Annotated in this window: 9 protein-coding genes; 1 reads left to right on the top strand and 8 read right to left on the bottom strand. The window is 67.2% G+C overall.

All coding sequences use genetic code 11. The features are described from left to right. Positions 1–23 precede the first annotated feature (23 nt). The 3 genes from RM25_RS04390 to RM25_RS04380 all read right to left on the bottom strand — a co-directional run bounded on the left by RM25_RS04390 (position 24) and on the right by RM25_RS04380 (position 4,682). Positions 24–2,915 carry a vitamin B12-dependent ribonucleotide reductase gene (locus RM25_RS04390; RefSeq protein ID WP_013161187.1) on the bottom strand — a complete coding sequence of 964 codons (2,892 nt, stop codon included), beginning with the start codon at positions 2,913–2,915 and terminating at the stop codon, positions 24–26. Between the two features lie 185 nt (positions 2,916–3,100). After that, the gene (nrdR, locus tag RM25_RS04385; RefSeq protein ID WP_013161188.1) at positions 3,101–3,598 is read right to left on the bottom strand and encodes a transcriptional regulator NrdR; all 498 of its coding nucleotides are present in this window, start codon (positions 3,596–3,598) and stop codon (positions 3,101–3,103) included. 334 nt (positions 3,599–3,932) lie between these two features. Beyond that, positions 3,933–4,682: a hypothetical protein gene (locus RM25_RS04380; protein WP_144406041.1), complete on the bottom strand. Its 750-nt coding sequence runs from the start codon at positions 4,680–4,682 to the stop codon at positions 3,933–3,935. Between the two features lie 323 nt (positions 4,683–5,005). Here RM25_RS04380 and lexA point away from each other — a divergent pair, with 323 nt between their 5' ends. Next, positions 5,006–5,848 carry a transcriptional repressor LexA gene (gene lexA / locus RM25_RS04375; RefSeq protein WP_036941235.1) on the top strand — a complete coding sequence of 281 codons (843 nt, stop codon included), beginning with the start codon at positions 5,006–5,008 and terminating at the stop codon, positions 5,846–5,848. 3 nt (positions 5,849–5,851) lie between these two features. Here the strand turns inward: lexA and RM25_RS04370 are convergent, their stop codons facing one another. The 5 genes from RM25_RS04370 to miaB all read right to left on the bottom strand — a co-directional run bounded on the left by RM25_RS04370 (position 5,852) and on the right by miaB (position 12,916). Beyond that, on the bottom strand, positions 5,852–7,915 hold the full coding sequence (locus RM25_RS04370) for an ATP-dependent DNA helicase (RefSeq protein ID WP_044636100.1): 2,064 nt from the start codon (positions 7,913–7,915) through the stop codon (positions 5,852–5,854). A 166-nt stretch (positions 7,916–8,081) separates the two neighbouring features. Then, a complete protein-coding gene (hflX, locus tag RM25_RS04365) occupies positions 8,082–9,518 on the bottom strand; it encodes a GTPase HflX (protein WP_112317726.1) in 1,437 nt (478 codons plus the stop codon). A 43-nt stretch (positions 9,519–9,561) separates the two neighbouring features. Beyond that, entirely contained in the window at positions 9,562–10,395 is an 834-nt protein-coding gene (gene dapF / locus RM25_RS04360; protein WP_013161193.1) for a diaminopimelate epimerase, read from the bottom strand. A 23-nt stretch (positions 10,396–10,418) separates the two neighbouring features. Further along, on the bottom strand, positions 10,419–11,405 hold the full coding sequence (gene miaA / locus RM25_RS04355; protein ID WP_013161194.1) for a tRNA (adenosine(37)-N6)-dimethylallyltransferase MiaA: 987 nt from the start codon (positions 11,403–11,405) through the stop codon (positions 10,419–10,421). Continuing rightward, positions 11,402–12,916 carry a tRNA (N6-isopentenyl adenosine(37)-C2)-methylthiotransferase MiaB gene (gene miaB / locus RM25_RS04350; RefSeq protein WP_013161195.1) on the bottom strand — a complete coding sequence of 505 codons (1,515 nt, stop codon included), beginning with the start codon at positions 12,914–12,916 and terminating at the stop codon, positions 11,402–11,404. Before miaB ends, miaA begins: the two co-directional genes overlap by 4 nt. Positions 12,917–13,009 lie beyond the last annotated feature (93 nt).

The following is a 13,009-nucleotide window of genomic DNA, read 5'->3' as shown; positions in this document are numbered from 1 at the left end:
CGGCAACCGGCGCTGCCGGCGGATCAGCTGCAGCCGCTGGTCGAGCCGCAGCTCTCGCAGACGTAGCAGGATCCGCTCGGACGCATCTTGGAACCGCAGGTCATGCACAGCGGTGCATCGAAGGCCTGCCCGATGATGTCCTCCATCATCTCGGTGGTGGTGTGCGGTGCATGGCCGTCAGAGGATTCGACCTCCACCGGGCGCACATCTGCCGCATCGATCAGGCTCGGCTGGTGCGCGCCGGCCTGGTCGACCTTCAGGTCATCCCCGGCGTCGTTCTTCAGCTGTTCGCTCTCGGGCAATGATGCCTCGTCCTCCTCCGACAGATAGGAACCCGTCTCCACGTAGTGGGCACGCTCGTCGGCGGTGTAGATGCCCAGCTCGCCGCGCTCGTCGAAGTCGAGGTAGTCCAGCGCCAGGCGGCGGAAGACATAGTCGAGGATCGACTGGGCGATGCGGATGTCGGGGTCGTCGGTCATGCCGGCAGGCTCGAACTTCAGGTTGGTGAACTTCTGCACGAAGCTCTCCAACGGCACACCGTATTGCAGGCCGATGGACACGGCGATCGAGAAGGCATCCATCACACCCGACAACGTGGAGCCCTGCTTGCCGAGCTTGAGGAAGATCTCACCGAGTTGGCCCTCGGAGTAGGCGCCGGTGGTCATATAGCCCTCGGCACCGGCCACGGAGAAGCTCGTCGTGCGACCGGCGCGGCTCTTGGGCAGGCGGCGACGACGCGGGCGATATTCGACGCGCACCTCGGGCTTGGCCTGATCGGTCGTCGACTTGTTGTCGTCCTTGCCCTGATTGCCACTGCTCAGGGGCTGGCCGACCTTGCAGTTGTCGCGGTAGACGGCCAGGGCCTTGAGGCCGAGCTTCCAACCCTGCATGTAGACGTCGGCGATTTCCTCGACGGTGGCGCTCTCCGGAAGGTTCACGGTCTTGGAGATGGCGCCCGACAGGAAGGGCTGCACCGCAGCCATCATGCGCACATGGCCCATCGGGGCAATGGCCCGCACGCCCATGGCGGTGTCGAAGACCTCGTAGTCGGCCTCCCGCAGGCCGGGGGCACCCACGACATTGCCCTTCTCAGCCACGTAGTCGACGATCGACTGACGGGTGGTGGCGTCATAGCCCAGATTCGTCAGGGCCCGCTCCACGGTGTGGTTCACCATCTGCATGGACCCACCACCGACGAGCTTCTTGAACTTGACCAGCGAGAAGTCCGGCTCGATACCCGTGGTGTCGCAATCCATCATGAAACCGATGGTGCCGGTGGGGGCCAGCACCGAGGCCTGCGCATTGCGGAAGCCATTGGCCTGCCCCATGACGTCGGCCTTGTCCCACTCATGCTGGGCAGCCCGGCGCACCTCGGTGTCGATCGCGGCCACATTGTCGAGCGCCTCGTTGGCTGCGCCGTGCTTGCGGATGACCCGCTGGTGGCTCTCGGCGTTGCGCGCGTAGCCCTTGTAGGGCCCCACGACGCCGGCCATTTCTGCGCTGCGACGGTAGGCGGTACCGGTCATCAACGAGGTGATGGCCGCCGCCAGGGCACGACCGCCCTCGGAGTCATAGCCCTTCCCGAGCGCCATCAGCAGCGCACCGAGGTTCGCATAGCCGATGCCGAGCTGGCGGTAGTCACGCGTGGTGTCCCCGATGGCCTCGGTCGGGAAATCCGCGAAGCAGATCGAGATGTCCATGGCCGTGATGATGAGTTCGACCGCCTTGGTGAACAACTCGGTGTCGAAGCTGTCATCGTCACGCAGGAACTTCAGCAGGTTGAGGCTGGCCAGGTTGCAGGAGCTGTTGTCCAGGCTCATGTACTCACTGCAGGGGTTCGAGGCATTGATGCGTCCCGACTCCGGCGTAGTGTGCCACGAGTTGATCGTGCCGTCATACTGCATGCCGGGATCGGCGCACTCCCAGGCGGCCTTGGCGATCTTCCCCCACAGGTCCTTCGCGTCGACCTCCTCGATCACCTCACCGGTGGTGCGGGCCTTGAGGCCGAACGGGGTGCCGTCCTGCACCGCCTGCATGAACTCGTCGGAGACACGCACCGAGTTGTTGGCGTTCTGGTACTGCACCGAGGTGATGTCGCGTCCGCCCAGGTCCATGTCGAAGCCGGCATCGCGCAGGGCGCGGATCTTGTCCTCCTCGCGCGCCTTCGTCTCCACGAATTCCTCGATGTCGGGGTGATCCACGTCGAGGACGACCATCTTGGCGGCACGACGGGTGGCCCCACCGGACTTGATCGTCCCGGCGGAGGCGTCGGCGCCCCGCATGAAGCTGACCGGTCCGGACGCGGTGCCGCCGCTGGAGCGCAGCAACTCCTTGGAGGAACGGATCCGGGAGAGGTTGAGGCCGGCGCCCGATCCCCCCTTGAAGATCATGCCCTCCTCCTTGTACCAGTTGAGGATCGACTCCATGGAGTCATCAACCGACAGGATGAAGCAGGCACTGACCTGTTGCGGGCTCGCGGTGCCCACGTTGAACCACACCGGCGAGTTGAAGCTGAAGTACTGGTGCACGAGCATCCAGGTCAGCTCCTGCTCGAACACCTCGGCGTCCTCCGGGGAGGCGAAATAGCCCTCCGCCAGGCCCGTGGCCGAATACTTCTTGACCACGCGGTCGATCAGCTGCTTGAGGCTCGACTCGCGCTGATCGGTTCCCAGGGCACCGCGGAAGTACTTCGTCGTGACGATCGTGGAGGCGTTGACGCTCCAGAAATCAGGAAACTCGACGTCCTTCTGCTCGAAGACGACCTCACCGGTCTTCCAGTTGGTCTGCACCACATCTCGACGCTCCCAGGTGACCTCGTCATAGGGATGCACATCGGGCCGGCTGAAAACGCGGGAGACGCGCAGGCCTCCCGGCTTCTGCCCGGTCTGCCCGGCCGTGCTCGTGGTCTGTGTCATCGTGGCCTCTCTTGCTCTCTTCGACGGTCCGCCCGCGAGGGGAACCCTGTGGGGGTAAATGCATATCCACCGGATGCTCCGGGCCGCACTGGTCCGAAGGCGGTGTTGTCCTGATGGGGAATTACTTGGTCATGCGTCGTGACGGGATGGCCCCGGAACCGCAGTGGTCCCCGGGCTCCCGGTGGTCAGGAGGTGGTGGCTGGGGTGGCCGAGTCAACGAGTTCGTCGGAATCGGTGAGCTGCTCGGCCTTCATCCTCGCAATCTCCGCCAGGAAATCATCCACGCACTGATAGTGCTTGTAGACGCTGGCGAAGCGCAGATAGGCCACGGCATCAAGTTCGCTGAGGGGCTTGAGGATCGCAACGCCCACGTCCTCGGAGCAGACTTCCGCCTGTCCGGTGGCACGCACGGTGTCCTCCACCGTCTGCCCGAGCCGGGCGAGCTGCTTGTCGGTGACGGGGCGTCCCTTGCAGGCCTTCCGTACCCCATTGATCACCTTGTCGCGACTGAAGGGCTCCACCACATCGCCCTTCTTCACCACCATGAGCTGCATCTGCTCCACCGTGGTGAAGCGACGCTGGCAGCTGAGGCACTGGCGGCGGCGACGAATGCTCGCACCGTCTTCGGTGACACGCGAATCCAGCACCCGGGAGTCACTGTGGTGACAATAAGGACAATGCATGCCTTCTCCTCGAGCCTGGTCCGGTCCCCCGGCCGGCCCCTCATCAGGCGGCTGGGGAGGTGAACATCCGATACATCACGGCCACAACCCATGGACGAATCCTATCGGTGCAACCACTACATATAGTACACCTGTTGGCGTCAGACCCCACATTCAGTGTCCATCCGTGAACGCCGCGGACATTGCGCCATGCATCCCCGACCGCATGCATCCCGGACCGCATGCATCCCGGACCGCATGCATCCCTGACCGGCAGTGGGCACAGGGGCAGCTGGCAACCCACGCCCGGACGGCGACCCGCCATCCGGGGATCCCGCAGCCGGCCCCGAACCTATCAGCCCGCGGGGACGGCCATCGGAGCGCCAGCAGCCGACCGCGCCATGGCCGCGTCCGCACGGGCGGTTCCCACCAATGACCCGAGGATGACCCCCACGCCCAGAGCCATCGTCACCACGAAACCACAGATCACCACGGCCATTCCCCGGGTCGTCAACCGCCAGCCACCCGCCGTCCGCACCGACACCACGGCGGAGCCCGCACTGGCGGCACGGGCGCCGCTGGTCGCGGCAGGGCGCGTCACGCGCGCCTCCGAGCGGGTCACGTGCACGAGCCCCTTGGTGATGCGCGGCGCACCCTCGCCGGATCGTTGGGATCCCGCCAGGTCAAGGGGAACCAGGCTGGGACCGACCCCGGGGGCAGCCGTGGCCACCGTGCCAGCCCGCAGCGCCACAGACACCGAGCCAGCCCGCGGCGCCACAGACACCGTGCCAGCCCGCGGCGCCGATGGCACCGCAGAGCCGGTGGCGACACGGGAGCGCACCACCGGCTCGCCCAGGCGACCGCCGCGGGACACAGTGCCCGTCGAACCGGTGCCGCGCGCCGCCCCGCCGTCCCCGGACCCCGCATCACCCGAGGACCCAGCATCACCCGAGAACCCCGCATCATCCGAGGACCCAGCATCACCCGAGAATCCGGCACCACCCGGCAACAGGGTCAGGGTGGGGCGGCCGGCGGCGGTCGGGGGCCACACGTCGCGGCCAACGATGCCGTCCGGCTCCGGGGAAAGGATCTGGATCTGACTCATGCGTGATACCTGCTCTCTGATCGAGTGCTCCGTGCGCCCCACCGTGACCGACATGGCCGCAGACCTCCTGCGCCATCCCGCCCCATCCGGACCACCCACGCAACCGGGACGCTGAATGCCAGCCCGCCGCATGTCGAACACCTGTTCGAACAACATATTAGGACATCTGTTCGATCGCAAGGCTTGTGCCACCCTGCGCGATTCCGGACCGGTCGAACACATGTTCCAAACCAAGCACCCGCCACTGACAAAAACGGATCACCCCGCGACACGCCATCATCGAACAACCGTATGATTGTCCCCCTGCCCGGTATCCTGACTCCATGACTGGTCCCGCGTCCCGCACTGATTCCTCCAGCGCCGAGCAGGATGCCCCGGAACCTTCGGACGGAGGTTCACGAAAGGCGGGCCGCCCCAGTCGGGCGCGCATCAACCAGGAGCTGGCGGCCAGCCAGCCGCGGCGCGACGCAGTGAAGACCCTTCAGCGCTCCGGCGAGGCACCCGGTGCCATCAGTGACCTGAGTCCCCGGCAGCGCCGCATCCTTGAATTCGTGCAGGCCAGCGTGGAGGCCATCGGTTATCCCCCCAGCATTCGCGAGATCGGCAAGGCCGTGGGACTGACCAGTCCCTCCAGCGTGTCCCATCAGCTCGAGGTACTTGAGGACAAGGGCTTTGTGCGTCGCGACCCGAAGCGCCCTCGCGCGCTGGAGGTCTTCATGCCCCCGGCGCGCCGTGCGGACGCGGATCCCGCCGAGACGATGGACATCACCGGCTTCGGTGATGCATTTCCCGAGGCGATCAATGTGCCCGTGATCGGGCGGATCGCGGCCGGCGCCCCGATCCTGGCCAGCGAACAGGTGGAGCAGGTGATGCCGATGCCACGCGAGCTGGTCGGTGATGGCACCGTGTTCATGCTGGAGGTTCGCGGTGACTCCATGATCGAGGCCGCGATCTGCGACGGCGACTATGTCGTGATCCGGCAACAGAGCACGGCCGACAATGGTGATTTCGTGGCGGCCCTGCTCGACGATGAGGCCACCGTGAAGGAACTCCAGCGCCGCGATGGCCATGTGTGGCTGATGCCCCACAACCAGGCCTATGAGCCCATCAACGGCGATCAGGCGACGCTCGTCGGCAAGGTCGTCGCCGTGCTGCGCCGGATGTAGGCCCTACTGCTCCCCGCGCAATCTGCGCAGCGCGTTCACCGCCACGTCGAGGTTCTTCGTTTCCCAGAACGCCGGCAGCGATGCCCGCAGGAAGCTCCCATAGCGGGCCGTCACCAACCTCGAGTCGAGGATGGCAACGACGCCCCGGTCCTCGGAGGTGCGGATCAGCCGGCCTGCGCCCTGTGCCAACAGCAGTCCGGCATGGGTCGCCGCGATCCGCATGAACCCGTTGCCGCCGGCCTTGGCAATGGCCTCCTGCCGTGCCTGCATCACCGGATCATCGGGACGCGGGAAGGGGATCCGGTCGATGATCACCAGCTGGCAGGTCTCGCCGGGCAGGTCGATGCCCTGCCACAACGACAGGGTGCCGAACAGGCTCGACTTCGGATCGGCGGCAAACCGCCTGGTGAGCTCGGGCAGTTGGGCCTCCCCCTGGCACATCACCGTCAGGGCGGGTAGCTCGGCGCGCAGGTGGCGCACGGCCGCCTCGGCATTGCGTTGGGATGAGAACAGTCCCAGTGTCCGTCCCCCGGCAGCCCAGACCAGCTCGGCGATCTGGGCCAGCACCTCGTCAGACAGGCCCTCTCGCCCCGGACGCGGCAGCCGCGCGGCCGTGTAGAGGATCCCCTGATGGGGATAGTCGAAGGGCGTCCCCACGTCGATCCCCCGCCAGGCGACGGCCTCCGGGTCGGCCGCCGGCTCACGCACGCCGGAATCGTCGGTCAGTTCCTCCTCGCGGCGCAGGCCGAGTTGACCGGCCATCGGACCGAAGGATCCCCCCACCGTCAGTGTCGCCGACGTGAGGACCGCTGCCTTCCCGGCGATCACCCGATGACGCAGCAGGCCGGCCACCGACAGGGGGGCGACATTGAGCTGGCGCCCGAAGCGTTCCCGCTCACTGACCCACACGACGTCGGCGTCGGAGAGGTCCGCTATGCGTTGTGCCGTCTCGTGGACCTCGCGGGCGTCCCCCTGGGCAGCGGCACGGGCGGCGTCGATCCCGCCCTTTGACGACCCCGGGGACAGCGCACTGACCGCCTTGCGGGCGACATCGCGCACGCGGGCTATGGCCGCGACGGCCGTGCTGTGGGGATTGGTGAGGCGCCCGACCTCCGCCTCGGCGATGGCCCCCGTCAGTGCATCGGCAACATCGAGCAGTTCGACGGCCAGATCATCGTCGATCCAGTCGGAGGCGCTGCGGCTCAACCGCTCGATCTGTTGGGGACTCAATTCCTGTGAGGCCGCTCCCGTCACGCGCGCGGTCAGCTCGTGGGCCTCGTCGATGATCACGGCGGCATGCTCGGGCAGGATGTCGCGATCGCTCATCGCGTCAATGGCGAGCAGTGCATGGTTGGTGATGATCAGGTCGGCCGCGCGCGCCCTGGCCCGTGCCATCTCGACGAAGCATTCGTTGTACAGGGGACAACGCGATCCGGGGCATTGGCGCGCTGAAATGCTCACCTGCGCCCATGCCCGGCCGGTGTGTGCCGGTGCGTCGTCGCGATCTGCCAGCTCGTGATCACGGGCCTGCTCGGCGACCCATTCGCGCAGGGCAACCACCTCGGCGCCCAGGGCCGTGTCGGCGTCCGCGCCCGAGGCGTGGGCGGCCTCGGCCAGCTCTGCACCGGACAGCAGGGTGTCCTGTTCCGAGCCGGTCCCCTCCTGGGCCTTCACCAGGCAGGCGTAGTTGGCGCGCCCCTTGAGCACGGCAATGGTGGGAGTTCGCCCGGTGACCGAGGCCAATGTGGCGGCCACACTGGGCCCGTCCTTGGTGGCCAATTGGTTCTGCAGGGCGAGGGTGGCCGTGGCGACCACGACCTTCGACGCTGAATGCTGGGCATGCACCAGGGCCGGGACCAGGTATCCCAGGGACTTGCCCGTGCCCGTACCGGCCTGCACCAGCAGGGCATCATCGGCAGCCATGGCCCCGGTGACTGCCTCGACCATCCGACGCTGTCCCGGACGAGCCTGCCCCCCGATTGCCGCCACCGTCGCATCCAGCACGCTGGTGCACAGTTCGTGTTCGTCGCCCGGGTCGTTCGCTGCCTCGGATGCGGGGTCCTCCATGTCGTCGGCGCCCTGTGGGGCTGCCGACGTCTGCTCAATCCGATCCGATGTCACCCGGACACCCTAATGCGCCGGCAACACCGGCCCCGGAACTCGCCCGGTACGGCCGGCGACCCGGTAGGTCCGGCGAGGCGGAACGTCTGGCAGGGGTGTCGACGGGAATCGCTCACGCCCGCTCATAGGGCTTGAGTTCACCGGCCAGGTCGGGATAGACACGCGCCACCAGGTGCGTGCCCTCCGCGAGGTATTCGTCCTGGCTGATCTCACCGAAGCGGTGCACCTTGTCCACCAGGTCGCCGCGATCCCAGGGCACCACCACGTCCACACTGGTCTGCGGCGTCGGCAGGCGCGACTCGGTGCGGGTGCGCAGTTCCTCCAGCCCCTCGCCGGTCACGGCGCTGACAAACACGGCGTCGGGGTGGTTGTGCCGCAATTCGAGCAGGCTCTGGCTGGAGGCCAGGTCGACCTTGTTGACCACGATCTGCTCCGGGCGCTCCCCCGCGCCGATGTCGCGCAGGACCTCGTGGACGGCCGTGATCTGGCCTTCGGGATCGGGGTCCGAACCATCCACGACGTGCAGCAACAGGTCAGCGCGTACCGACTCCTCGAGGGTGGAGCGAAAGGCCGCCACCAGGTCGGTGGGCAGATGGCGGACGAACCCGACGGTGTCGGTCAGCGTGTAGACGCGTCCATCAGTGGTGCGGCAACGCCGGGTCGTGGGATCCAGCGTGGCGAACAGGGCATCCTCCACGAGCACACCGGCCCCGGTGAGGCGATTCAGCAGCGAGCTCTTGCCGGCGTTGGTGTATCCGACCAGGGCCACGGAGGGGATCCGGTGGCGTACCCGCTCCTCGCGCTGGAGGGCACGCGAGGCATCCATGGCCCGCAACTTCTTGCGGAGCGTGGCGATGCGCGTGTTGATGCGACGTCGATCCGTCTCCAGCTTCGTCTCACCGGGACCACGGCCACCGATTCCCACACCGGAGGCCGCCCGTCCGCCGACCTGCCGCGACAAGCTCTCGCCCCAGCCGCGCAGGCGTTGCTTCATGTAGTTCAGCTGGGCCAGTTCCACCTGTGTCTTGCCCTCGGTGCTCTTGGCGTGCTGGGCAAAGATGTCGAGGATCAGGGCCGTGCGATCCACGACCTTCACCCCGACCCGGTCCTCCAGGTTCCTCAGCTGCGCCGGGCTCAATTCGCCATCGGCGATGACGGTATCGGCGCCCGTGGCCACCACGGCCTCGCGCAGCTCGGTGACCTTGCCCTCGCCGATGTAGGTGGCGGCGTCGGGGCGGGAACGACGTTGCACCAGCCCCTCAAGCACCTGGGAGCCGGCCGTCTCGGCCAGGGCACGCAGCTCCTGCATGGCGTTGTCGGCGTCGGCCTGGGTGCCCGTGGTCCACACGCTCACCAGGACCACGCGTTCCAGGCGCAGCTGTCGGTACTCGACCTCGCTCTCGTCCTGGAGCTCGGTCGACATCCCGGCCACCCTGGTCAGCGAGTGGCGCTCCTCGAGGTCCAGCAGTTCGTCGGTCACGTCATGGCGCGCTTCGTTGTCGCGCTCGTGGGGTTCGGGAACGCCCGCCGTCATGTGCTCATCTGTCATCGTGCCTCAAGGGTGACACGCCCGGCACGCAGGACCAAGCCGCTCAGCGTGCCGCCTCATCGGGCAGCACCACTGAGCCGTGCGCGACGATGACCGCCGGGCCGGTGAGGTGGGCCATCGAGTCGTCGAGCTCCACCTCGAGGTGACCACCGGGCACGTCCACCCCGAAACGTCCCTGCTCACCCAGCCGGGCACCCTGAGCAGCGGCCGTTGCCACGACCCCGGTGCCACACGACATCGTCTCCCCCGAGCCACGCTCGAAGACGCGCATCGACAGGGAGCGGTCGGAGTGCACCCTCACGAATTCGATGTTCGTACCGGCCGGGTAGACACGGGTGTCGAAGCGCGGTGGGTGACTGAGGTCCAGGGATTCCAGGTCGACGTCGGCGGGGAGGAAGACCACGGCGTGCGGATTGCCGACATCCACGGTGGTGGCCTCGTATTCCACGCCATCCAGGGACACATGCGTGGGCTGCGAGGCAACCTGCACGTGACCGATGCCGGCCCGGAAGAGCTCGTCGTTCATCTCTGCCACATCGCGCTGCCCCGCCCTGGTGGCAACCTGGATGTCGGGTCCGTCGGCGAGGTTCTCATCAAGCAGGAAGTGGCCGAACACCCGCAATCCGTTGCCGCACATCTCGGCGACCGAGCCGTCGGAGTTGCGATAGTCCATGAACCACATGTTGGGATCGCCGGTCCAGCTGGGCATGTACTTGGCCCACACGGCCCTGATCACCCCGTCGCCGCCGATCCCGGCGCGCCGGTCACACAGATAGCGAACGTCCTGGGGGCTCAACTCGGTGCTGTTGGTCCGATCCTTGAGCAGCACGAAGTCATTCATGGTGCCGTGGCCCTTGGCAAACTCCCAGTTCCTCATGAACGCCATTGTGGCACCGGCGTTCAATGGCCCCCGTCGGGCGCGAACAGCCGCGCGGCGATTCGTTGCGGAAGGTCCGTGCCATCAGCGGGCAGCCATTCGATGCGCGGGTCACGTCGGAACCAGCCGAGTTGCTTGCGCGCGAATCTGCGCGTGCCGTCGATCGTGGCCCGGATGGCGCCCTGCTGGTCGAGTTGGCCGTCGAGCATTGCCAGCACCTGCTGATAGCCCAGGGCCCTGGCGGCAGTGACCCCCCGACGCAGTCCCCGGCCCTCCAGGCGGCGCACCTCGTCGACCAACCCCGCATCGAACATGGCGTGCACCCGCTCCTCGATCCGGCGGTCCATCTCCTCCCGATCGACCACCAGTCCGAATTGATGCACATTGACGAGCAGGTAATGGGGTGGCGGCAGGTGCGGACTGTAGTGGCCGGTGAGTTCCAACACCTCCAGCGCACGCACGATGCGCCGGCTGTTCGCGGGCTCGATCGCTCCCCTGGCCTGGGGGGCGCGACGAACCAGCTCCTCGTACAGTGCGGCAGCGCCGTGGGCGGCCAGCTCGCGCTCCCACCGGGCGCGCACCTGCGGATCGGTCCCGGGGAACTCGAAGTCGTCGATGACCGCTCGCACGTACAGGGACGATCCCCCCACCAGGATGGGGATCCGTCCACTGGAGCGCAGGCGTGCAATCACCTCACGTGCCAGCTGCTGGAAGTCGGCCACCGTTGAGGTCTGGGTCACCTCGAGCACATCGACCAGGTGATGCGGCACCAGCGCGCGATCTGACGCGCTGGGCTTGGCGGTGCCGATGTCCATCCCGGCGTAGATGGCCATGGAGTCCCCATTGACGATCTCGGCCGGATGCCCACTGGCATCCAACGATCGGGCCAACTGGATGGCCAGCGATGACTTACCTGACGCCGTGGGGCCGATGAGCACCACGAGCGGCGGCACCGGGCGTGCACCATCGGCCGACGCGCCCGTCGTCGCCGGAGAAAGCGGTGATGTCATCGGGAGCGTGGGGCCAGCGCAGGGATCCCCAGTCCCACCGCCCGCGAGGTGACGTCCGGCTGGTCCTGATGCGCCTGCCAGGCGTCGCCGCCGCGCGTGCGCCGAAGGTTGCGGATCGGCGAATCCGCCACCAGGTGGTGTGGTGCGGCGTAGGTGATCGTGACCTCCCCGATGTCGCCGGGACGAGGTCGGTCGGCAGGGTCGGACGGCACGCGGACGTGGACCAGCCGGTTGTCGCGAGCACGTCCCGAGATCCGGTCGGTGGCCTGGTCCTTGCGCCCGTCACCGGTGGTGAACATCACTTCCACGTTGGCCCCCAGCAGGAGCTTGTTCTCCTCCCACGAGATCTCGTCCTGCACGGCCACGAGCCGCTCATAGCGCTCCTGCACCACGTCGTGGGGCACCTGGTTGGCCATCTCGCCGGCAGGAGTGCCGGGGCGGATCGAGTACTGGAATGTGTAGGCGTTGGTGAAGCGGGATCGCCGGACCGCCTGCAGCGTCTGCTCGAAGTCCTCGTCGGTCTCGCCGGGGAAGCCGACGATGATGTCGGTGCTGATCGCCGCATCGGGCATGGCCGCCCGGACGCGCTCCAGGATGCCGTGGAAACGTTCCGAGCGATAGCTGCGGCGCATGGCACGCAGCACATGGTCCGAGCCGGACTGGAGCGGCATGTGCAACTGGTGCATCACATTCGGTGTCTCGGCCATCGCCTCGATCACGTCGTCGGTGAAGGCAGCGGGGTGCGGACTGGTGAAGCGCACGCGCTCCAGGCCGGTGATGTCGCCGCACGCCCGCAGGAGCTTGGCGAAGGCGCCTCGATCGCCGAACTCGACGCCGTAGGTGTTGACGTTCTGCCCGAGCAGGGTGATCTCCTGGACGCCCTGGTCCACGAGCATCTGGATCTCGGCCAGGATGTCGCCGGGTCGCCGATCCGTCTCCTTGCCGCGCAGGGCCGGGACGATGCAATAGGTGCAGGTGTTGTTGCAGCCGACGCTGATCGACACCCAGGCGGCGTAGTCCAACTCACGATGCGTGGGCAGGTTCGACGGAAAGGTCTGCAATGCCTCGGTGATCTCCACCTGACTGGCCTGCTCGATGCGGGCGCGTTCCAACAGGATGGGCAACGAACCCACGTTGTTCGTGCCGAAGACCACGTCGACCCAGGGGGCCTTGGACACGATGAGGTCACGGTCCTTCTGGGCCATGCAACCACCCACGGCGATCTGCATGCCGGGGTGCTCCTTCTTGAAGGTGGCCATCCGGCCGAGGTTCCCGTACAGCCGGTTGTCGGCGTTCTCCCGCACGGCGCAGGTGTTGAAGACCACCACGTCGGCCGGGCCGATCTCGGTGTGCTCGTGCGCAGGCAGCGCCACATATCCGGCCTGGTCGAGCAGGCCGGCGATCCGCTCGGAGTCATGGGCGTTCATCTGGCATCCGTAGGTGATCACCCGATAGCTGCGCGCGGGCGCGCTGGGGGCATCGACGGCTGGTGTGTATTCGGGCTTCAACATGGCCGCTCCATCGTAGTCCAGCGGCCCCGGGGAATCCCGACGCGCAATCTGCGTTCACCCCGTTGTGCGCGCCCCATCGTGACGGTGGCGTTA

Origin of the sequence: Propionibacterium freudenreichii subsp. freudenreichii (assembly GCF_000940845.1) — a bacterium.
Classification (GTDB): Bacteria; Actinomycetota; Actinomycetes; order Propionibacteriales; family Propionibacteriaceae; genus Propionibacterium; species Propionibacterium freudenreichii.
This window is presented reverse-complemented; position numbering and strand designations above follow the sequence as displayed.

Excerpts from the sequence above, each read along its gene's own strand:
- miaA (WP_013161194.1), bottom strand. The coding sequence starts at position 11,405 with ATGACATCACCGCTTTCTCCGGCGACGACGGGCGCGTCGGCCGATGGT.
- nrdR (WP_013161188.1), bottom strand. The coding sequence starts at position 3,598 with ATGCATTGTCCTTATTGTCACCACAGTGACTCCCGGGTGCTGGATTCG.
- dapF (WP_013161193.1), bottom strand. The coding sequence starts at position 10,395 with ATGAGGAACTGGGAGTTTGCCAAGGGCCACGGCACCATGAATGACTTC.
- RM25_RS04370 (WP_044636100.1), bottom strand. The coding sequence starts at position 7,915 with ATGGAGGACCCCGCATCCGAGGCAGCGAACGACCCGGGCGACGAACAC.
- RM25_RS04380 (WP_144406041.1), bottom strand. The coding sequence starts at position 4,682 with ATGAGTCAGATCCAGATCCTTTCCCCGGAGCCGGACGGCATCGTTGGC.
- hflX (WP_112317726.1), bottom strand. The coding sequence starts at position 9,518 with ATGACAGATGAGCACATGACGGCGGGCGTTCCCGAACCCCACGAGCGC.
- RM25_RS04390 (WP_013161187.1), bottom strand. The coding sequence starts at position 2,915 with ATGACACAGACCACGAGCACGGCCGGGCAGACCGGGCAGAAGCCGGGA.
- miaB (WP_013161195.1), bottom strand. The coding sequence starts at position 12,916 with ATGTTGAAGCCCGAATACACACCAGCCGTCGATGCCCCCAGCGCGCCC.
- lexA (WP_036941235.1), top strand. The coding sequence starts at position 5,006 with ATGACTGGTCCCGCGTCCCGCACTGATTCCTCCAGCGCCGAGCAGGAT.